Genomic DNA, 19668 nt, shown 5'->3' with positions numbered 1-19668 from the left:
GGGCCTACGGGGTTTGTAGGCCGGGTAAGGCGAAGCCGCCACCCGGCAGATTATTCCCCGCTCAACGCATCAAACTCTTCGCACCCCGTATCAAACCCTTCAGTACAGCTCAGGTTCAACCAGTACAGTGCTTTCTGTTTATTGGGTGTGATAAAGCCTTTCTCCCCCTGTCTGAACAACATCCCTGCCCAGTACTCGGCGTAGCCCGTACGCGAAAGGGCTGAACTCCGTTTGAACCACGAGGCGGCCTGCACGTCATCCTGTGCCACCTCTACGCCGTTGGCATAAATCAGCCCCAGCAGCAGTTGCGCATCGACCGCCGAGTCGTTGTCGATATCTTCGGTGGCCGTCTGCAGCAGTTTGATGGCCTGGGGATAGTCAGTTTTGCCTGCCTGAGTATTCACCAGAATGCGTGCCAGCATGATCGCGCCGCGTTTGCTGCCAGCAATGTTCGCCTGTTGGGCCAGGGCTTTGGCCTGCGCGTAATCACCCTGCGTAAAGAGGATTTGCGAGAGCAACCCCATGGCGTCGACATCCCCGCCTTTCGCGGCTTTCTCAGCCCACAGCGCAGCCTGCTTGCTGTCGCCGGAGCTGAAGTACGTATCGGCAAGATAATACTGGGCGCGGGCATCGCCGGCTTCTGCCTGTTTCTGGTACTGGCTGCCTATCTCATCCGCGCGGGCGAAGGACGTTAAAAACACTAACAACAGAAAAATGGGTTTCATGGATGCTTATCATCTGGGTACACGCCGCGCAGTATAATCGCGGGCGCAAAAGAAAAGAATGGGTGCATTAAGACCTCAGCATCCTGCAAGCCGGGCGGAACCGTTGTTCCGCCCGTAGAGGTTAGCCTGCGTTGCAGGCTAATTTTGCCGCCACCTCCTGATGCTCACTCTTTATTGAAAACTCGCAGAGCTTACCGCGAGTAATAAAGGTAAAGATCACTATCGTCAGGCAAATAATAAAAACGATGCCTAACGCAGTTTTTAATGGCGTCATGCCTTTTACTCCTTGTCAAAAAAAGAATAAGAGGCTACTCTCAACTTGTTGGTAGTTGAGGGAGAGTAGCCTCGGGTAAATGAAAATTTCCCGGGGCTTTCTACTTTCTGTCCCTCACTAATGCTCAAGACAGAAAGTCTTAAGCACCCGTCGCACATCTTATCTCCCTGAATTAAAATGCAAAGATGTAATTCTATTCTGCGTAAATTACATTATTTCTGCGAGCCGCTTTCCAGAGTAATAATCGATATTTTTAATGAGTTAAGCGGAAATAAAAAGGGAGCGAATATTTCACTCCCTTTATTCAACGTTCAATTAACGGCTTCAACCCATTGCGCTTTCGCGTAGTCGGGCTTTCAGCTTGTTATATTCGTCAATCACATACTGTTCAGCCGCGTGTTGATCCGCAATCGGCTCCACGCGAACGGCGCAGTATTTATACTCCGGCGTTTTGGTTATCGGACTGAGGTTTTCCGTCACCAGCTCGTTACAGGCACCAATCCACCACTGGTAGGTCATGTAAACCGCCCCTTTGTTGGGTCGGTCGCTGACCTGTGCCCGGGTGATGATCCGCCCTTTGCGCGAGTTCACCCACACCAGCGCGTCGTCCTCGATACCAAGGCGTTCCGCGTCGGCGGTGTTGATTTGCGCATAACCCGGCTCATCCGCCAGCGCCGCCAGCGCGGCGCAGTTGCCGGTCATCGAACGGCAGGAGTAGTGGCCCACTTCACGCACGGTGGAGAGCACCATCGGATACTCATCGGTGAGTTTATCGATCGGTGCGACCCAGTCGCAGGTGAAGAATTGCGCCAGCCCGTTCGGGGTGTCGAATTTTTCTTTAAAGAGATACGACGTCCCCAGGTCGGAGGCTGACTCATCCCGACAAGGCCACTGGATGTACCCCAGCTCACCCATTTTTTCATAGGTCGCGCCGGTGAAATCCGGGCAGAGATGACGCAACTCGTCCCAGATCTCCTGGGTGTTGTTGTAGTGCATCGGGTAACCCATGCGGGTGGCGATTTCGCTGATAATCTGCCAGTCCGTTTTCAGATCCCACTTCGGTTCGACCGCTTTAAAGAAGCGCTGGAAACCGCGGTCTGCCGCCGTGTAGACACCTTCATGCTCGCCCCAGGAGGTTGACGGTAAAATCACATCCGCCGCCGCCGCGGTTTTGGTCATAAAGATATCCTGGACAATCACCAGCTCCAGATCCTCAAACCCTTTGCGTACCGCAGAGAGCTCGGCATCGGTCTGGAGAGGATCTTCACCCATGATATAGGCCGCACGCACTTCGCCATGCGCCGCCCGGTGCGGCAGCTCGCTGATGCGGTATCCGGTGTGCTCAGGCAAACTTTCCACGCCCCAGGCCTTCGCGAATTTGGCGCGGTTTTCCGGGAATTTCACGTACTGATAGCCCGGATAGGTATCCGGCAGCGCCCCCATATCACAGGCGCCCTGGACGTTATTCTGTCCACGTACCGGGTTCACGCCAACATGCGCTTTGCCAAGATTGCCAGTGAGCATGGCGAGGCTGGTCAGGGAACGCACGGTTTCCACACCCTGGTAGAACTGGGTCACGCCCATACCCCACAGAATGGCGGCGGTTTTCGCCCCGGCATACATTCTTGCCGCCTGGCGGATTTCCTGCGCGCTGACGCCGGTTATCGCTTCGACCGATTCTGGCGTATAGCCTTCGACAATTTTGCGATACTCTTCAAAGCCTTCCGTACGGGTCGCAACAAACGCCTGGTCGTATAGATTCTCCTCAATAATGACGTGCCCCATGGCGTTCAACAGCGCGATGTTCGAGCCGTTTTTCAACGCAATGTGCATATCCGCAATGCGCGCGGTTTCAATTTTGCGCGGATCGCAGACGATGATTTTCGCCCCATTCTGCTTCGCGCGGATAACGTGGTTCGCGACGATAGGGTGAGAATCCGCCGGGTTATAGCCGAAAATAAACACCAGATCGGTGTTATCTATCTCATTGATCGCGTTACTCATTGCGCCGTTACCGACCGACTGGTGCAGACCTGCAACCGATGGGCCGTGTCAGACGCGAGCGCAGCAGTCGACGTTATTGGTACCAATAACGGCGCGCGCGAATTTTTGCATCACATAGTTAGTTTCATTCCCCGTTCCGCGTGAGGAACCGGTGGTCTGAATCGCATCCGGACCATACTTGGCCTTGATGGCGCTCAGGCGGGTGGCAACGTAGTCCAGCGCCTCATTCCACGAGACGGCTTCCAGCTTGCCGCCGCGCTCGCGTCGGATCATGGGGGTTTTCAGGCGCGGGGTGAGGATTTGGGTATCGTTAATAAAATCCCAGCCGTAGTAACCTTTCAGGCAGAGCGTGCCCTGGTTGGTTTTCCCCTGTGCGGCCTCCGCCCGGACGATTTTGCCGTTATCGACCACCAGGTGGATCTTGCAACCTGAGGCACAATAAGGGCAAACCGTGACGACTTTTTTCATCAGTCTGCTCCAGTTAATCGAATCATTCGCACCCCACTATGCAGCTTCTATGCCATGTTTTTAGTGTGGGTATACCCAGACTTTACGGCCTGCTGGCGACGAAAACGCTGACCAGAAACAGCGAATCGTCAAAATTGACGTGTCGACAGGGCAGCGGATGTGACATGGGTTGAATTTCCGTCACTGAAAAAAACATTTGACTGGAGCCGACGGCAGAATAGTTCAGACTTAACATAATCCCCTGACGGAAGCATACGATGAAACCGGCGATTCTGGTGGTTGATGACGATACGGCAGTCTGTGAACTGCTTCAGGATGTGCTCAGCGAGCACGTCTTTAGCGTGCTGGTCTGCCATAACGGCCAGGATGCACTGCGCCAGGTGCAGCAGGAGCCGAATATCGCGCTTGTCCTGCTGGACATGATGTTGCCGGATATCAACGGCCTCCAGGTTCTGCTGCAGCTGCAAAAGCAGCGTCCGGCGCTGCCGGTTGTGATGTTAACCGGACTGGGCAGTGAGTCAGATGTGGTGGTGGGGCTGGAGATGGGGGCCGATGATTATATTGGCAAACCGTTTAACCCCCGTGTGGTGGTCGCCCGGGTGAAAGCGGTGCTGCGCCGTACGGGCGTGCTGGCGGCAGACCCCCCCGCGGCGCCCGTCGCGGGGATTACCTTTAATGGCTGGACGCTCGACACCACCCGCTGTGAGCTCAGCGATCCGCAGCGTAATACCGTGCCCTTAACCCAGGGCGAGTACGGCCTGCTGCTGGCCCTTACGCAAAATGCCCGTCGGGTACTGAGCCGCGATCGGCTGCTTGAGCTGACCCACAGCGAAAGTGCTGACGTGTTCGATCGCACGATCGACGTGTTGATCATGCGCCTGCGCCGGAAGATCGAGGTTAACCCGCACCAGCCCGCCCTGATCAAAACCATTCGTGGGTTGGGTTACGTGTTTGCCAGCGATGTGTCCCATAGCGAGAAAGCAGCCTAACGATGCTCTTTGATAAACAGCTGCAGCTCGGCCAGCGTTTTCGCGCCGTCAATGGCGTTCGCGGCCAGCAGGCTGGCCCGCGCGCAGGCATGCGCCAGATAAATACTCTCCGTCAGCGGCAGCGATTCATGGCAGCCATATAAAAAGCCCGCGCAAAAGGCATCGCCCGCGCCGACGCTGCCGATGATTTCTCCCTGTTCCAGCATCCAGGAGGGGATCCAGCGTCCTTTTTCACCCGGCGCTTCTCCCCATGCGCCTTCCGGGCAGTGGATGACCACCCGCTGGCGAACGCCCGCCGCCAGCAGCTGCGCGGCGGCTTCGGCGATATGGGCAATATGCGGGGCGTCGTTTTCATCACGCATTGTCAGGCCGCTAAACTCGCCGGCTTCCAGTTCGTTAATCACCAGATAATCCAGATGGCGCAGGGCAGGGAGCACCAGCGGCTGATAGCGCGGGTCGCCCTTGCGGGAGACCAGGTCAAGCGAGGTTTCATACCCCTGGTCGCGCATTTGCGCCAGCAGCCGCGCGCTGCGGGTGCCAAATTCGTCATCCGGCATATCCAGGCTGTCGAGAAGCAAAAGATAGCCGAGATGGAAAATTTTCATCGATCCGTCAAGACGGTCGAAGGCAGGCAGATCCAGCAGGCGGTTGGCTCCCGGGGAGTGGAAAAAGGTGCGTTGTCCGCTGGGATCGGTCATCACCTGCGACATGGAGGTCGGGGCAAAGGTGGTGCGCTGCACGCGCTGGCGGTTGACGTGATACTGGTCGAGCATCGCCAGAATGTAGTCTCCGTCGCTGTCTTCGCCAATCAGGCCCACCGCCTGCAGCGGCAGACCAACGTGCATTTTTGCCAGCGTCAGCAGGACGTTCAGCGGCGCACCGCCGGTGGAACGTTCGCTGTGGGTGATTTCCGCCAGCCAGCCGCGCTCCGGCCATTGCACGATCTGGTGGACGTGGTCCACCAGCATATTGCCTGCGGCGATGATGCCCTTACGTTCCATTATGCCTGCCCCGCGCTGCCAAAGATGCGCATCTGTTCGGCGACCGTATCGGTAATTGCCTCTTCTATACTCAGCAGCAGCTCGGCAAACTCATCGTACAGCGGCTGACGGTTGGCCATGCGCTGCTCCACGGCGGCGAGCGCGGCCTGCGACATGCCGGTGTAAAAATTGATTTTATGAATACCCAACTCGATGGCGCGGCGAAAATCGGCATCGCTAATGCCGGAGCCGCCGTGCAGCACCAGCGGCAGCCCCGTCTGCTGGCGAATGGCGTCCAGGCGCGGGAAATCGAGTTTCGGCTCGCCCCGGTATTTGCCGTGCGCGTTGCCAATGGCGACCGCCAGCGCGTCAATGCCGGTTGAATCGACAAATTCCCGTGCCCGCTGTGGGTCGGTAAAGCAGGCTTCATCCGCATACCCGTAAAGCGCGCCGCCTTCATCGCCACCCACTGCGCCAAGCTCAGCCTCCACCGAGACGCCCACCGCATGGCACATTTTCACCACTTCCCGCGTCTGGCGGATGTTTTCCTCGTAGCTCAGCGTTGAGCCATCGAACATCACGGAGCTGAACCCTAAGCGCAGGGCGCGCACGACGGCGTCAAAATGCAGGCCATGGTCGAGGTTGAGCACCACGGGAATATCATGGCGAGCGGCCTCAAACTTAACCGCTTCGACAAGCGAATCCAGCGACACGTACTTAAAGTGCACTTCGGCGATGTTGATGATAAAAGGCGAGCGTTCCTGCTTTGCGGCGGCGAACAGCGCGCGCAGGAAGTGGGAGTCGAGCACGTTAAACGCGCCCAGCGCATAGTGGTGCTGTCTGGCGTGGGCAAGACCGTCGGCAAGCGAAATCAGTGGCATCATTTACCCCTTATATCCGAAACAGGTTGTACTCGTTGCACAGCACCAGCACCGCCGGTTCGTCTTCTTCAATATTGTTATAGCGGGCAACGGGTTGTAAAAAGTGGTTGTCGTGTTCATCGTCATTGACCGATGACACTTCCCCGACCAGCACGTCGCCGAAGCCGCGTTCGCCCCAGAAACTGTGGTAAAGACCGGGTGTCAGGCAGATGCTCTCCCCTGGGGTGAGGCGCAACTGGCTGCCGGGCGCGTGGGTCTGGCGGCAACCGTCGACGGTAACCGTCACGTCGGTGTTTTCCGTCTCTTCATGCGCGCCGGCGTTCCACAATTCCACGATCAGATTGCCGCCGCCCCGGTTGATGATGTCTTCGCGTTTACGCCAGTGAAAGTGCATCGGCGTGACCTGGCCGTCGCGCACGTGCATGATTTTTTCGGCATAGCTTTTTTCATAGGGCATGCCGTTCGGTGAGCCGTTGCGCAGGGTAAACAGCGTGAGCCCCTGTGCGGCAAAGTTGTTGCCCCCGAACGCCGTCACGTCCCAGCCGAGCTTAAGATCAAACACTTCCCGCCAGGCGGCCCGATCGAGCTGTTGCCACTTCGTGGGCGGAAAGCTGGCAAACGGTGGGAGATGTACGTCGTGCATGGAGAAGAACTGTCGCGTGTGGCCGAGGATTTCATTGATGTCGGAGCGTTTCATGGGGACTCCTTCGATTATGTGCAAAACGTACCCCTCACCCCAGCCCTCTCCCCAAAGGGGAGAGGGTGTAATCGTTCCCTCTCCCCTCCGGGGAGAGGGTTAGGGTGAGGGGGGCTTATTTAACCGTCCATCCCTTATACGAGCCGACGTTCTTTTTATCGATCATCGTCACCGGGATCAGCACAGGCGCTTTCGGCGCAGGTTTGCCCTGTAGTATGTCATAGCCGATCTCCACCGCTTTTGCCGCCATCACCTGCGGATCTTGCGCCGGGGTCGCGACAAACAGGGAGTTTTCCCGCTTCAGGGCTTCTTCACCGTCCGGGCTGCCATCCACGCCGACGATAAAGAACTCGTTGCGCTGCGCCTGTTTTGCCGCCAGATCGGCACCGATCGCGGTGGGATCGTTAATAGCGAAGACGCCGTCGATCTTCGGATTCGCCGCGAGCAGGGAGGTCATGACTTCCAGGCCGCCTTCGCGACTGCCTTTGGCGTTCTGGTTATCCGAGAGCACCTTGATATCCGGATGCTTTTTGAACTCTGTCTGGCAACCTTCCACGCGGTTTTGCACCGCAGAGACCGGTGGCCCGTTGATGATCACCACGTTGCCTTTGCCGTTCAGGCGGTCAGTAATGTACTTACAGGCCATTTCGCCCGCCTGGGTGTTATCTGAGGTGATCGTCGCATCGGCCCCTTCCGCTGCGACGTCAACCGCAACGACCACGATCCCGGCGTCTTTCGCGCGTTTCGCCGCCGGGCCGATCCCTTTGGAATCCGCGGCGTTAAGGATGATCATGTCCACTTTGGCGGCAATAAAGTTGTCTATTTGCGCCACCTGCTGGCCCAGATCGTATCCGCTGGAGACCAGCGTGACTTTGACGTTATCGCCCGCCAGCTTGCGCGCTTCCAGCTCGGCACCTTTGGTGATCTGCACGAAGAACGGGTTAGCCAGGTCGCCCACCGTCACGCCGATGGATTTCAGATCTTTCGCCTGCGCAAACGGCGTTGCGGCAAGCAGCGCGCCAGCACAGAGCGCGGTCACTAACGGTTTCAAACGCATCTTGTCTTCCTCACACGTAGGGTATTGTTGTTATGCACTTTGATGGTGTCGGGTACGGTATTTGTCGATCAGCACCGCAATGATGATCACCGCCCCTTTGATCACCAGTTGCCAGAAGTAGGAGACGCCCATCAGCGTCATGCCGTTGTTGAGCGTGGCGATGATCAATGCACCAACCAGCGTGCCGGTGATCGTGCCGATCCCGCCGACGAAGCTGGTCCCGCCGAGGATCACGGCTGCAATCGCATCCAGCTCGTAGCCCATACCCAGGTTACCGTTGGCGCTATAGAGGCGCGACGCACTCATCACGCCGCCTAATCCGGAGAGCAGGCCGCTCATGCCATACACGAACAGCAGCACCAGCCAGACCTTAATGCCCGTTAAGCGCGCCGCCTGCATGTTGCCGCCCACGGCATAGATGTGAACGCCGAGCGTGGTGCGGCGCAGGATAAACCAGCACACCACAATCACCGCCAGGGCGATCACCACCAGCCATGGCACGGGGCCGAGATAGTTATTACCTATCCACTCAAAGTTGATGTTTGAGTTAATGACGGTCGTGCCGTCGGCCAGCAGATACGCCGCCCCGCGCAGTGCCGTATAGGTGCCAAGCGTGACGATAAACGGCGGTAGCCCGGCAAAGGCCACCAGCGCGCCGTTGAACAGGCCCAGCACCATGCCAAGCATCAGCGCGGCGGGAATAGACAGCCCGGCGAATTCCGGGATCAGCGATACTACCATCGCGGCCACCGCCGTGGTGCCCAGAATCGAGCCCACGGAGAGGTCAATCCCGCCGGTTAAAATAATGAAGGTCATGCCTGCCGCCAGCACGATGTTGATCGACGCCTGACGGGTAATGTTGAGCAGGTTGCTTTCCGTGAAGAAGTTAGGCGCGATAACGCCAAACACTGCGACGATCAGGATGAGAATCGGTAAGATGCCGACCGTTTGCATCAGATCGCTCATCAGCATTTTTTTGGTGGAGGCCGATTTCGCCACCTGCTGCGGATGGGTAGGAGTTGTCATAGTGATACCGCCTGATGATGAGTGTCATTCACGCCGGTTGCCAGCGTCATGATGTTTTCCTGAGAGATGTCGTGCCCGTGGAGCTCGCCCGCAATGCTGCCTTCGCGCATCACGTACACCCGGTCGCTCATCCCCACCACTTCCGGCAGCTCGCTGGAGATCATCAAAATGGCCACGCCCTTGCGCGCCATCTGGTTCATGATGCGGTAGATCTCACTTTTTGCACCGACGTCCACGCCGCGCGTCGGTTCGTCCAGAATCAAAATACGCGGGCCAATGGCCACCCAGCGGGAGATGAGCAGTTTTTGCTGATTACCGCCCGACAGCCCACCCGCGCGCACCTGAGAATGGGGCACGCGGATGTTCAACAGGGCAATGGCGTCATCGGAGATGGACTGCGCTTTCTTGCGGTTAAGCATGCCGAAGGTGGCATCGCGCTCCAGCGTCGCCATGGTGATGTTCTCCTGCGCCGCCAGCTCCAGAAACAGCCCCTGCTCCTTACGGTTCTCGGTAAGAAAACCGATGCCGTTTTCGATGGCTGCGCGTGGAGAGTGGATCACCACCGGCTCGCCGTCGACCTCAATCATGCCCCCCGTGGCTTTACGCACGCCGAAGATCAGCTGCGCCAGCTCCGAGCGTCCGGCACCGACAAGCCCCGCCAGCCCGACAATTTCCCCGGAACGCACCTGCAGGCTACAGGGCTGGACTTTTTTACCGTCAGTGAGGTGGTGCACGTTGAGACGCGGGCTGCCGAGCGGGATATCACGCTCTTTGTTGAACAGATCGCTTAACGGGCGGCCTACCATCATCTTCACCAGCTCGGAGGCGTTCAGCTTGTCGCGCGTCAGGCTGCCGACGTACTGCCCGTCGCGCAGCACGCTGACGCGGTCAGAGAGCTCATACACTTCCGCCATGCGATGACTGATATAGATGATCGCCATTCCTTCATCGCGCAGACGCAAAATCAGTTCAAACAGGCGATGGGTTTCGCGTGAGGAGAGGGCCGCGGTGGGTTCATCCATCACCAGAATGCGGCTGTTGCGGTGCAGCGCGCGGGCGATTTCCACCTGCTGCTGCTCGGCGATGGTCAGCTTCATCACCCGATCGGTGGCGCTGAACTGGGCGCCCAGACGATCGATGACCGCCTGGGCCTGGGCGGCCATCTCTTTGCGCTGGACCATCCCGCCGCGCGACAGCTCGCTGCCGAGGAAGATATTCTCGGCGACGGTCAGATTCGGCGCGAGCTGCATCTCCTGATAAATCAGGGTAATACCGGCGGCCAGCGCATCTTTCGGCCCTTTAATGTGAAACGGCTGACCGTCGATCAGGATCTCACCGCCGGTGGCGGTATACGCCCCGGCGAGGATTTTCATCAGCGTGCTTTTTCCCGCTCCGTTTTCACCCATCAGCGCATGGATCTCACCGGGAAAGACCGTCAAATCCACACCCTTGAGCGCGTGAAAATTGCCAAACGTTTTGGCAATGCGGCGCATCTCCAGTACCGGGGTTCTGCTCATGGCGGCTCTCCTGTGAATGTTGATATCTGCACTTCATCACAGGTGCGTAAATGCAAAATGTCAGAAGCTGTTCATATTTGTCATAGTTATGAATAGCTAATCGCCATCACATTTCTCTTTTCCCTCTCCCCGTGGGAGAGGGCCAGGGTGAGGGCACCAAACCGCAGAGGAGTCCAAACCCATGCCATCACGCCCCCCGTTTTTTGCCAGCGCCCGCGGTCGTCTGCTGATTTTCAATCTGCTGGTGGTCGCCGTGACGCTGATGGTGAGTGGCGTGGCGGTGCTCGGTTTCCGGCATGCCAGCCAGATTCAGGAGCAGGTGCAGCAGCAAACGCTGGATGACATGACCGGCAGCATGAACCTCGCCCGTGATACCGCCAGCGTGGCGACGGCGGCGGTACGGCTCTCGCAGGTGGTGGGGGCGCTGGAATATAAAGGCGAAGCCGAGCGGCTGAAGCAGACGCAAATGGCGCTGCGCCGCTCGCTGGAGCAGCTGGCGGAGGCCCCTTTAGCGCAGCAAGAGCCGGGGCTGGTGGCGCGTATTATTCAACGAAGTAATGAATTACAGCAGAGCGTGACGGGCATGCTCGAGCGCGGACAGCGACGCCATCTGCAGCGCAACGCGCTCCTCAGTTCGCTTTATCAAAGCCAGAGCTATTTACGCCACCTGCAGGACATTAACCGGCGGTTTGGCAGCAACGTACCGGATGCGCAGCAGCTCGCGGAAATGGACAGGCTGATTATCGCCGCCATCGACACCCCCTCGCCGCGCGCCACGATACAGCAGCTGGACGCCGTCACCGCGACCCTGCCGCGACGCGCAACGCAGCCTGTCGTGAACGTTGTGCTGCCCGATTTCAACGACGAGCTGCGCAGGCTCGCCCCGCTGTCGACACAGCTGGAAGAGAGCGATCTGGCGATCAACTGGTATATGTTTCACATCAAGGCGCTGGTGGCGATCCTCAACAGCGACATCAATCAGTATGTAGAACAGGTCGCGCAGGCCTCCCGGCTTCGCACGGCCCAGAGCCATCATGAACTGCAATCCATCAGCGTATTTATTAGCATCTTCGCCGTGCTGGCGTTGATCATCACCGGGTGCGCCTGCTGGTATATTTACCGCAATCTGGCCTCCAACCTGACGGCGATTTCCCGGGCGATGTCGCGTCTGGCTCACGGCGAACAGGATGTCTCCGTCCCCGCCCTGCAGCGGCGTGATGAGCTGGGAGAGCTGGCGCGTGCGTTCAACGTTTTTGCCCGCAACACCGCCTCGCTTGAGCACACCACGCGTCTGCTGAAAGAGAAAACTACCCAGATGGAGATCGACCGCATTGAGCGTCAGGGGCTGGAGGAGGCGCTGTTGCACAGCCAGAAAATGAAAGCCGTCGGACAGCTGACGGGCGGGCTGGCGCATGATTTTAACAACCTGCTGGCGGTGATCATCGGCAGCCTTGAACTCACCGATCCTGATGCAAAAGACGCGCCCAGAATTACCCGGGCGCTGAAGGCGGCCGAGCGTGGCGCCCTGCTGACGCAGCGCCTGCTGGCGTTCTCCCGTAAGCAATCCCTGACGCCACATGCGGTTGAGATGCGCCCGCTGCTGGAGAACCTCAAAGAGCTGATGCGCCACTCTTTGCCTGCCACCCTGACGCTGGAGATTGAAGCGCAATCCCCGGCGTGGCCCGCCTGGATAGACGTCAGCCAGCTGGAAAACGCCATCATCAACCTGGTGATGAACGCCCGCGATGCGATGGAAGGGCAAAGCGGGGTGATTAAAATCCGCACCTGGAATCAGCGCGTCACCCGCAGCGACGGACGCCGGCAGGATATGGTGGCGCTGGAGGTCATTGACCGCGGCTGCGGCATGTCGCAGGAGGTGAAATCCCGTGTGTTTGAACCGTTCTTCACCACCAAACAGACCGGGAGCGGAAGCGGGCTAGGCCTGTCGATGGTCTACGGTTTTGTGCGTCAGTCCGGCGGTCGCGTGGAGATCGAAAGCGCACCGGGGCAGGGGACGACCGTGCGGCTTCACCTTCCGCGCTCGACGCTGCCCGTTGTACCTGAAGATGAAACCCTCTCAGCCACCGCCTCCGTCGATAACGAGCGGCTGGTGCTGGTGCTGGAAGATGAGGCCGATGTGCGCCAGACCCTGTGCGAACAGCTGCATCAGCTGGGCTATCTGACGCTGGAAGCAGACAACGGCGAGCAGGCGCTGAGCATGCTGGCGGCGTCAGAAGATATTGGCATGTTTATCAGCGATCTGATGTTGCCCGGAAGCCTGAGCGGGGCCGAGGTGATTAACCATGTGCGCAGCCACTATCCGCAGCTTCCGGTGCTGCTGATCAGCGGGCAGGATTTACGGCCGACGCACAATCCTCAGCTTCCGGACGTTCAGCTACTGCGTAAACCGTTTACCCAGGCGCAGCTGGCGCAGGCGCTGCGGAAGGTGATGGTAATTTGAGATTCCTCCGCTACCGCCACACCCTGCTGTTCATTACCTTAAGGCCAGTTCACCTGCGAGTCTGGCCTTATGAAACGTTACTCTACCGCTCTGTTATTTGGTCTGCTGTCACTCACCAGCCAACTGGCGCATGCCGATATCGTTGATGATGCTATTGGCAACATTCAACAGGCAATCAACGACGCCTATAACCCCAGCAGCAGCCGCAGCAACGATGATGACGATCGTTATGACGATAACCGTCGCATGGATAGCCGTCAGTATGACGACCGACGTCGGCAGCTTGAAGACAGACGCCGCCGTTTAGACGAGCGTCAGCGCCAGCTGGATGACGACAGACGCCGTCTGGAAGAGGATGAGCGCAGGTTAGAAGACGATTACGATCGAGGCTAAAGCCTGGTGGCGCTTCGCTTACGCAGGCCTACAAAACCCTGGCGCGTAGGCCGGGTAAGGCGTAGCCGCCACCCGGCAAAACTCAGTCGAGTACCAACACCATCCCGTCATACCCCGCTTCTATGCCCTGCGGCAGCGGGTTATTCATCATCCACACGTCAAACTGATGGCTGATGTGCGTCAGGATCACCTGCGGGCAGCCAATCACTTCGTTTAACGCAATCACCGTATTTAAGTCGCAATGGTTTCGCGGCGTCTCGTCGCGCGGTTCGTGGCTGCAGTCGATAATCATCGTCTGCGGCTGATTGTTAAGCAGGAACTTCACCGTTTTTTCCGGCAGTCCGGCGGTGTCGGACAGCCAGGCCACGCGGCTGTGGGCCGATTCCAGTAGATAGCCAAAGGTTAGTTTCGAATGGTTGAGCGGCAGCGGCGTGACCCGCAGGCCCTGAAGTTCAAACATCACAAACGGCTCAACCGTGTGGCTGAAGTCCAGAATCCCCGGGTGTTTTAACAGATCGTCACACCCGGCTTCATCTGGCGGACCGTAAACCGGGATCGTCGCGCCAACGCCCCAGCGCAGCGGAAATAACCCCTGAACGTGATCCATATGGTAATGGGTCAGCAAAAACTGCTGAAAGCTGCCTGCCGGCCAGTCGTCCATGAGATGAGGAATACCGGCATCCAGCAGGGTGACGGCATCGTTGAATTTGACCACCGCGCTGCACGGGCGACGGCGATAGTTGTCCTGCAGGCGTGCCCGGCGACATGCCGCGCAGTCGCAGCCAAAGACCGGCACGAGGTGCGCGCTTCCGGTTCCTGTTAACGTGATCGTCAGACTCATAACGCACCTCTACAGCACTTTGGTGAATCGAAAATGGCTCTGCGTATACCCTTCACGAACATAAAAACGGTGCGCGTCGGTGCGCTTCACGCTGGTGGAGAGTTCGGTCAACTCTGCGCCAGCCTGCCGTGCCACCTCTTCAGCCCAGGCGAGCAGCTGACTGCCCACCTTCAGCCCGCGCGCCTGCGGCATGACGACCAGCTCCTGGATCTCGCCGATCCAGCGGGCGTGATGGAGGTGAAACTGCATGTGCAGACCGATCATGCCGATGACCTGACCGTCCATCTCGGCAAGCTGGTAGCGCATGTTGTGATCCTGCAGATTGGCAAGATAGCCTGCGTGAAACGCCTGGTGATCAAACTCGGCCTGTTTCAGTTCACAGATTAACGCGTAGACGATTTGCGCATCGTCGGCGGTGGCGGGGCGAAGCGTACAGTCAGGCATGCTGTCTCTCCTTCTGACGGATAAGCGATAAAAAGGTATCGACTGACTGTAGCAAACTTCCGTCGTTGTTGAGGATATGACAGTCCGATGGGGTATAGCGCGCCGCACGCGCCAGACGCTGCGCGATCTCTTTTTCGCTTTCGCGTCCACGGCTTTGCAGCCGGCTGCGCAGCACCTCCGGTGAAACCTGCAGACAGACCGGCAGCAGGGCCGCGGCGTAGCGTGCGCGGGCCTGAGCCAGGTGGGCACGGGAGCCGTTGACCAGCACGTCGAACCCCGCATGCAGCCACAGGTCGATCTCAATGCCAATCCCGTAGTAGTAGCCGTTGGCGTGCCAGCTCAGCGCCAGCAGATTTTGCCCGGCGCGGGTGAAAAACTCCTGTTCGCTCAGCGCGATATGATTTTCACTTCCGGCGTTGGCCGCGCGGGTAATGTAGCGGTGCGCCACCAGCAGCTGCGGGTGTTCCCGCTGCCGCAGAGCGGAAAGCAGGCTGTCCTTACCAGAGCCGGACGGCCCCATTAACCAGATGAGTCTTCCCATCAGAACACCCTTTTTCCCTGACGCCAGACGTGGTCGATATGGATGTGCTCGCCCTTGCGGTGGGCCAGCACCAGATCCGCGCGTTTACCCTCGGCGATCTCGCCGCGATCCTGAAGACCGAGCGCGCTGGCCGGGTTTTTCGTCACCAGGCGAATCGCCTGCGGCAGCGTAAAGCCGTTGCCCTCGTCGTCTGCCACCCGGAATGCCGCATCCAGCAGGCTGGCGGGGTAATAGTCGGACGAGAGGATATCCAGCAGGCCAAGTGCGGCGAGCCTGCTTGCCGCGACGTTGCCGGAATGCGAACCGCCGCGCACAATATTTGGCGCGCCCATCAGGACGTTCATGCCGTGTTTACGGGAGGCTTCAGCCGCGGCGAACGTAGTCGGAAATTCGGCGATTACGCTGCCCAGTTGGTGGGACTCGAGCACATGGTCGGGCGTGGCGTCGTCATGGCTGGCCAGCGCGATGTTGCGCTCCCGGCACATTGCCGCAATGGAGAGACGGTTCGGCTGTGACCAGCGCGCCGCAAGCGCCAGTTGCTCTTCTTCGTAGCGGGCCATCTCCACGTCGTTGAGCGAATATTTGCCCTGATAGTATTCGCGATACTTCTCAATATTGGCGAACTGGCGCTGCCCCGGCGAGTGGTCCATCAGGGAAACCAGCGACACCGGTTCGCGGCCGACCAGCTTTTCAAACAGCGGCAGGGTCGTGTGGTGCGGCAGTTCGCAGCGCAGATGCAGGCGATGCTCGGCGCGGTTGAGGCCGCGTTTTTGTGTCTCTTCCACGGCGTTGATCATCTTCTCCAGGTTTTCCAGGCGATCGCCACCGTCGCGGACGTCGCCAATCGCCACCGCGTCCAGCACGGTGGTAATGCCGCTGGCGACCATCAGCGCGTCGTGGCTGCTCATGGCCGAATGCGCGGGCCAGTCCACCTTCGGACGCGGGGTGAAAAATTTGTCCAGATTATCGGTATGCAGCTCAATCAGCCCCGGCAGCAGCCAGCCGCCTTCACCATCCATCGCCTCGGGTGAGCGGCTCTGGGTTTCGGCAAACGCGCGGATGACGCCATCCTGCACCTCAATCGATCCACCAACGACTTCATTTTCCAGCACCAGCCTGACGTTATTGATAATCATGCGTTTGTCCCCATCGGGTGCAGTCTGTCGGCAACGCGGGTGCGAACGCTTTCGTCGTGGAAGATCCCGACGATCGCCGCCCCGCGGGATTTAGCCTGCTCGATCAGCTCGACGACGGCCGCGCAGTTTTTAGCGTCGAGCGAGGCGGTGGGTTCATCCAGAAGCAATATTGGGTAGTCGACAATAAAGCCGCGGGCAATGTTGACGCGCTGCTGCTCACCGCCGGAAAAGGTCGATGGGGCAAGGTGCCACAGGCGCTCGGGCACATTGAGGCGCGTCAGCAGGCTGGTCGCTTTGGCAGCACAGGTTTCACGCGGTACGCCGAGATCCAGCAGCGGCTGCATGACCACGTCCAGGGCGGAGATCCGCGGGATCACCCGAAGGAACTGGCTCACCCAGCCGATCGTCGAGCGGCGCACCTCCAGCACCTGCCGCGCGGGGGCCTGCACCAGGTCGATCCATTCATCATTGTGGCGAACATGGATATGGCCTTCGTCGGGCAGATAGTTGGCATACAGGGAGCGCAGCAGGGTGGATTTTCCGCTGCCGGAATGGCCGTGCAGCACCACGCATTCGCCGCTGCTGACCTCTAACGAGGCGTTTTGCAGCACCGGCAGGCGCACGCCGTTTTGCTGGTGGAGCACAAAGGTCTTACTTACGTTTTGTACGTGGATCATGTTGGCCTCGTGGCGTTTTCTTGCCGGGTGGTGCTTCGCTTACCCGGCCTACAAGGTACGGCGTCGTTTTGCCGGGTGGCGTCCTCAATTCTGCAATACGGACGACACCAGCAGCTGGGTGTACGGATGGTGAGGATCGTCGAGTACGCGGTCGGTTAACCCACTTTCCACCACCTGGCCCTGCTTCATCACCAGCAGACGGTCCGCCAGCAGGCGTGCCACGCCTAAATCATGGGTGACAATGACCACCGCCAGGTTCAGCTCTACCACCAGACCGCGCAGCAGATCGAGCAGGCGCGCCTGCACGGAGACATCCAGCCCGCCGGTGGGCTCGTCCATAAACACCAGCTTCGGGTGGGTGACCAGGTTGCGGGCGATCTGCAGGCGCTGCTGCATGCCGCCGGAGAAGGTGCCGGGCAGGTCATCGATGCGCGAGGCGGGGATTTCAACGTCCTCCAGCCAGCGCTGCGCCGTGGCGCGAATGTTGCCGTAGTGGCGGGCGCCGGTGGCCATCAGCCGTTCGCCGATGTTGCCCCCAGCCGAGACCTGACGGCGCAGGCCGTCCATCGGATGCTGATGCACCACCCCCCACTCGGTGCGCAGCAGGCGGCGGCGTTCGGCCTCGCTCATGCCGTACAGCGACGTGCCTTCATACAAAATGTCGCCGTGTTGCGGCGCCAGGCGCGCGGAGATGGATTTCAGCAGTGTCGTTTTGCCGGAGCCGGATTCGCCGACAATCCCCAGCACTTCGCCCGGCCAGAGGTCGAACGACACGTCGCTGAAGCCTTTACCCGGCGCATACAGGTGGGTCAGGTTGTTAACCGAAAGCAGCGGTTTCATTGGCTTTTCGCCTCGCTCTGTTGGCGGCAGTAATCGGTGTCGGAGCAGACAAACATCCGTTTGCCTGTGTCATCGAGCACCACTTCATCCAGATAGCTGTGTTTCGAGCCGCAGATGGCGCATGGCTCGTCCCACTCCTGCACCGTAAACGGATGATCGTCGAAATCGAGGCTCTCCACCCGGGTGTAAGGCGGGACGGCGTAGATGCGTTTTTCACGCCCGGCACCGAACAGCTGCAGGGCAGGCATCATGTCCATCTTCGGGTTGTCGAACTTCGGGATCGGCGACGGGTCCATCACGTAGCGCCCGTTGACCTTCACCGGGTAGGCGTAGGTGGTGGCGATATGGCCGAAGCGGGCGATATCCTCGTACAGCTTCACCTGCATCACGCCGTACTCTTCCAGGGCGTGCATGGTGCGGGTTTCCGTTTCGCGCGGCTCGATAAAGCGCAGCGGCTCCGGGATGGGCACCTGGAAAATCAAAATCTGATCTTCCGTGAGCGGGGTTTCCGGAATGCGGTGACGGGTCTGGATCAGCGTCGCGTCTTCGGTTTTTTCGGTGGTCGCGACGCCCGTTACCCGCTGAAAGAAGTTGCGGATCGACACCGCGTTGGTGGTGTCGTCCGCGCCCTGGTCGATCACTTTCAGCACGTCTGCTTCGCCGATCACGCTGGCGGTAAGCTGGATGCCGCCGGTACCCCAGCCGTAAGGCATCGGCATTTCACGGCCGCCGAACGGCACCTGATAGCCCGGAATGGCGACCGCTTTGAGGATAGCGCGGCGGATCATGCGTTTGGTTTGCTCATCGAGATAAGCAAAGTTGTAGCCGCTTAAGTTAGCCATGTTTGCGCTCCCGTTGCAGGCGTTTCAGCAGTTCCAGTTCGGCCTGGAAATCGACGTAGTGCGGCAGCTTGAGGTGCGAGACGAAGCCAGCGGCCTCAACGTTATCGGCATGGGCCAGCACAAACTCTTCGTCCTGCGCCGGGCCTGCAATCTGCTCGCCGTAGTCCGGCGCCTGCAGGGCGCGGTCAACCAGCGCCATTGCCATGGCTTTGCGCTCGCCGAGGCCAAACACCAGCCCGTAGCCGCGGGTAAAATGCGGGTCTTCATTTTCAGGCGCGACAAAACCGTTCACCATTTCACACTCGGTCATCAGCAGTTCGCCGACGTTCACCGCAAAACCCAGCTCTTCTGGCACAATTTCAACGTCGATATAACCGCTGCGAATCTCAGCCGCAAACGGGTGGTTGCGCCCGTAACCGCGCTGGGTGGAGTAGGCCAGCGCCAGCAGATAGCCTTCGTCGCCGCGCATCAGCTGCTGCAGGCGGGACGATCTGGAGCACGGGTAAACCGGCGGCGTGCGGGTGATATCATCAGGCTGAGCGCCTGAGTCTTCCTCCGCCTTCGCCAGACCTTGTTTCGCCAGCAGGCTGAAGACGTGCGGAGACGGTTCTTGTTCGGCGTCAGAGGTGCTGAGCGGCGGCACATCGCCGTTCGCCAGCAGGGTAAAATCCAGCAGGCGATGGGTGTAGTCATAGGTTGGACCCAGCCGCTGGCCGCCGGGGATGTCTTTGTACACCGCTGAAATGCGGCGCTCCAGGCGCATCTCCGCCGTGTTGATGGGTTCACTTACCGCCAGCTTCGCGAGCGTAGTGCGGTAAGCGCGTAGCAGGAAGATGGCCTCGACGTTATCGCCGCTGGCCTGCTTTAGCGCCAGC

Annotated in this window: 20 protein-coding genes; 3 read left to right on the top strand and 17 right to left on the bottom strand. The window is 59.2% G+C overall.

Annotated features, from left to right (window positions below; genetic code table 11):
* Positions 1 to 50: 50 nt before the first annotated feature.
* From LDK53_RS20685 to fdhF, 3 genes are all read right to left on the bottom strand, one after another.
* On the bottom strand, positions 51 to 725 hold the full coding sequence (locus tag LDK53_RS20685; RefSeq protein ID WP_225287948.1) for a tetratricopeptide repeat protein: 675 nt from the start codon (positions 723 to 725) through the stop codon (positions 51 to 53).
* 121 nt (positions 726 to 846) lie between these two features.
* Positions 847 to 999: a Hok/Gef family protein gene (locus LDK53_RS20680; RefSeq protein WP_023299102.1), complete on the bottom strand. Its 153-nt coding sequence runs from the start codon at positions 997 to 999 to the stop codon at positions 847 to 849.
* A gap of 324 nt (positions 1000 to 1323) precedes the next feature.
* Positions 1324 to 3471 (bottom strand): formate dehydrogenase subunit alpha, encoded by a 2148-nt coding sequence (fdhF, locus tag LDK53_RS20675; RefSeq protein ID WP_225287947.1) that lies wholly within the window; start codon positions 3469 to 3471, stop codon positions 1324 to 1326.
* 257 nt (positions 3472 to 3728) lie between these two features.
* Here fdhF and LDK53_RS20670 point away from each other — a divergent pair, with 257 nt between their 5' ends.
* Positions 3729 to 4460 carry a response regulator gene (locus tag LDK53_RS20670; RefSeq protein WP_025757867.1) on the top strand — a complete coding sequence of 244 codons (732 nt, stop codon included), beginning with the start codon at positions 3729 to 3731 and terminating at the stop codon, positions 4458 to 4460.
* Here the strand turns inward: LDK53_RS20670 and LDK53_RS20665 are convergent.
* The 6 genes from LDK53_RS20665 to LDK53_RS20640 all read right to left on the bottom strand — a co-directional run bounded on the left by LDK53_RS20665 (position 4457) and on the right by LDK53_RS20640 (position 10618).
* Positions 4457 to 5461 (bottom strand): carbohydrate kinase family protein, encoded by a 1005-nt coding sequence (locus tag LDK53_RS20665; RefSeq protein ID WP_225287946.1) that lies wholly within the window; start codon positions 5459 to 5461, stop codon positions 4457 to 4459. The two genes, LDK53_RS20670 and LDK53_RS20665, sit on opposite strands and share 4 nt — an antisense overlap.
* Positions 5461 to 6321, bottom strand: a complete 861-nt coding sequence (locus LDK53_RS20660) for a ketose 1,6-bisphosphate aldolase (RefSeq protein WP_225287950.1) — start codon at positions 6319 to 6321, stop codon at positions 5461 to 5463. Before LDK53_RS20660 ends, LDK53_RS20665 begins: the two co-directional genes overlap by 1 nt.
* A 10-nt stretch (positions 6322 to 6331) precedes the next feature.
* On the bottom strand, positions 6332 to 7018 hold the full coding sequence (locus LDK53_RS20655) for a D-lyxose/D-mannose family sugar isomerase (protein ID WP_088244025.1): 687 nt from the start codon (positions 7016 to 7018) through the stop codon (positions 6332 to 6334).
* A 115-nt stretch (positions 7019 to 7133) separates the two neighbouring features.
* Positions 7134 to 8075 (bottom strand): ABC transporter substrate-binding protein, encoded by a 942-nt coding sequence (locus LDK53_RS20650; protein WP_225287945.1) that lies wholly within the window; start codon positions 8073 to 8075, stop codon positions 7134 to 7136.
* A gap of 30 nt (positions 8076 to 8105) precedes the next feature.
* Complete coding sequence (locus tag LDK53_RS20645) at positions 8106 to 9101, bottom strand: ABC transporter permease subunit (protein WP_047957560.1); 996 nt, start codon at positions 9099 to 9101, stop codon at positions 8106 to 8108.
* Positions 9098 to 10618: a sugar ABC transporter ATP-binding protein gene (locus LDK53_RS20640; protein ID WP_025757878.1), complete on the bottom strand. Its 1521-nt coding sequence runs from the start codon at positions 10616 to 10618 to the stop codon at positions 9098 to 9100. Before LDK53_RS20640 ends, LDK53_RS20645 begins: the two co-directional genes overlap by 4 nt.
* A 181-nt stretch (positions 10619 to 10799) precedes the next feature.
* Here LDK53_RS20640 and LDK53_RS20635 point away from each other — a divergent pair, with 181 nt between their 5' ends.
* Entirely contained in the window at positions 10800 to 13079 is a 2280-nt protein-coding gene (locus LDK53_RS20635) for a hybrid sensor histidine kinase/response regulator (protein ID WP_225287944.1), read from the top strand.
* 69 nt (positions 13080 to 13148) lie between these two features.
* Positions 13149 to 13472 (top strand): DDRRRQL repeat protein YjdP, encoded by a 324-nt coding sequence (gene yjdP / locus LDK53_RS20630; protein WP_021242926.1) that lies wholly within the window; start codon positions 13149 to 13151, stop codon positions 13470 to 13472.
* An 82-nt stretch (positions 13473 to 13554) separates the two neighbouring features.
* On the opposite strand, the gene phnP is transcribed toward yjdP, so the two are convergent.
* The 8 genes from phnP to LDK53_RS20590 form a co-directional block, all read right to left on the bottom strand.
* The gene (gene phnP / locus LDK53_RS20625) at positions 13555 to 14313 is read right to left on the bottom strand and encodes a phosphonate metabolism protein PhnP (RefSeq protein WP_225287943.1); all 759 of its coding nucleotides are present in this window, start codon (positions 14311 to 14313) and stop codon (positions 13555 to 13557) included.
* A 9-nt stretch (positions 14314 to 14322) separates the two neighbouring features.
* Positions 14323 to 14757 (bottom strand): aminoalkylphosphonate N-acetyltransferase, encoded by a 435-nt coding sequence (gene phnO, locus LDK53_RS20620; protein WP_047957564.1) that lies wholly within the window; start codon positions 14755 to 14757, stop codon positions 14323 to 14325.
* Positions 14750 to 15301 (bottom strand): ribose 1,5-bisphosphokinase, encoded by a 552-nt coding sequence (gene phnN, locus LDK53_RS20615; RefSeq protein ID WP_225287949.1) that lies wholly within the window; start codon positions 15299 to 15301, stop codon positions 14750 to 14752. Before phnN ends, phnO begins: the two co-directional genes overlap by 8 nt.
* Positions 15298 to 16434, bottom strand: coding sequence for an alpha-D-ribose 1-methylphosphonate 5-triphosphate diphosphatase (gene phnM / locus LDK53_RS20610; protein WP_225287942.1), 1137 nt, complete (start codon positions 16432 to 16434; stop codon positions 15298 to 15300). The genes phnN and phnM overlap by 4 nt, the downstream gene beginning before the upstream one ends.
* Positions 16431 to 17111 carry a phosphonate C-P lyase system protein PhnL gene (gene phnL / locus LDK53_RS20605; protein ID WP_095450307.1) on the bottom strand — a complete coding sequence of 227 codons (681 nt, stop codon included), beginning with the start codon at positions 17109 to 17111 and terminating at the stop codon, positions 16431 to 16433. Before phnL ends, phnM begins: the two co-directional genes overlap by 4 nt.
* Positions 17112 to 17195: 84 nt before the next feature.
* Complete coding sequence (gene phnK / locus LDK53_RS20600) at positions 17196 to 17951, bottom strand: phosphonate C-P lyase system protein PhnK (RefSeq protein ID WP_045285530.1); 756 nt, start codon at positions 17949 to 17951, stop codon at positions 17196 to 17198.
* Positions 17948 to 18793, bottom strand: coding sequence for an alpha-D-ribose 1-methylphosphonate 5-phosphate C-P-lyase PhnJ (phnJ, locus tag LDK53_RS20595; protein WP_045285529.1), 846 nt, complete (start codon positions 18791 to 18793; stop codon positions 17948 to 17950). Before phnJ ends, phnK begins: the two co-directional genes overlap by 4 nt.
* Positions 18786 to 19668, bottom strand: an 883-nt coding sequence (locus LDK53_RS20590) for a carbon-phosphorus lyase complex subunit PhnI (RefSeq protein WP_225287941.1), incomplete at its 5' end; no start/stop codon positions are given. The genes LDK53_RS20590 and phnJ, both read right to left, overlap by 8 nt.

The organism is Enterobacter sp. K16B, from assembly GCF_020216105.1.
In the GTDB taxonomy this organism is placed as follows: domain Bacteria; phylum Pseudomonadota; class Gammaproteobacteria; order Enterobacterales; family Enterobacteriaceae; genus Enterobacter; species Enterobacter sichuanensis.
This window is presented reverse-complemented; position numbering and strand designations above follow the sequence as displayed.

Excerpts from the sequence above, each read along its gene's own strand:
- LDK53_RS20685 (WP_225287948.1), bottom strand. The coding sequence starts at position 725 with ATGAAACCCATTTTTCTGTTGTTAGTGTTTTTAACGTCCTTCGCCCGC.
- LDK53_RS20680 (WP_023299102.1), bottom strand. The coding sequence starts at position 999 with ATGACGCCATTAAAAACTGCGTTAGGCATCGTTTTTATTATTTGCCTG.
- LDK53_RS20670 (WP_025757867.1), top strand. The coding sequence starts at position 3,729 with ATGAAACCGGCGATTCTGGTGGTTGATGACGATACGGCAGTCTGTGAA.
- LDK53_RS20665 (WP_225287946.1), bottom strand. The coding sequence starts at position 5,461 with ATGGAACGTAAGGGCATCATCGCCGCAGGCAATATGCTGGTGGACCAC.
- LDK53_RS20660 (WP_225287950.1), bottom strand. The coding sequence starts at position 6,321 with ATGCCACTGATTTCGCTTGCCGACGGTCTTGCCCACGCCAGACAGCAC.
- LDK53_RS20655 (WP_088244025.1), bottom strand. The coding sequence starts at position 7,018 with ATGAAACGCTCCGACATCAATGAAATCCTCGGCCACACGCGACAGTTC.
- LDK53_RS20650 (WP_225287945.1), bottom strand. The coding sequence starts at position 8,075 with ATGCGTTTGAAACCGTTAGTGACCGCGCTCTGTGCTGGCGCGCTGCTT.
- LDK53_RS20645 (WP_047957560.1), bottom strand. The coding sequence starts at position 9,101 with ATGACAACTCCTACCCATCCGCAGCAGGTGGCGAAATCGGCCTCCACC.
- LDK53_RS20640 (WP_025757878.1), bottom strand. The coding sequence starts at position 10,618 with ATGAGCAGAACCCCGGTACTGGAGATGCGCCGCATTGCCAAAACGTTT.
- LDK53_RS20635 (WP_225287944.1), top strand. The coding sequence starts at position 10,800 with ATGCCATCACGCCCCCCGTTTTTTGCCAGCGCCCGCGGTCGTCTGCTG.
- yjdP (WP_021242926.1), top strand. The coding sequence starts at position 13,149 with ATGAAACGTTACTCTACCGCTCTGTTATTTGGTCTGCTGTCACTCACC.
- phnP (WP_225287943.1), bottom strand. The coding sequence starts at position 14,313 with ATGAGTCTGACGATCACGTTAACAGGAACCGGAAGCGCGCACCTCGTG.
- phnO (WP_047957564.1), bottom strand. The coding sequence starts at position 14,757 with ATGCCTGACTGTACGCTTCGCCCCGCCACCGCCGACGATGCGCAAATC.
- phnM (WP_225287942.1), bottom strand. The coding sequence starts at position 16,434 with ATGATTATCAATAACGTCAGGCTGGTGCTGGAAAATGAAGTCGTTGGT.
- phnL (WP_095450307.1), bottom strand. The coding sequence starts at position 17,111 with ATGATCCACGTACAAAACGTAAGTAAGACCTTTGTGCTCCACCAGCAA.
- phnK (WP_045285530.1), bottom strand. The coding sequence starts at position 17,951 with ATGAAACCGCTGCTTTCGGTTAACAACCTGACCCACCTGTATGCGCCG.
- phnJ (WP_045285529.1), bottom strand. The coding sequence starts at position 18,793 with ATGGCTAACTTAAGCGGCTACAACTTTGCTTATCTCGATGAGCAAACC.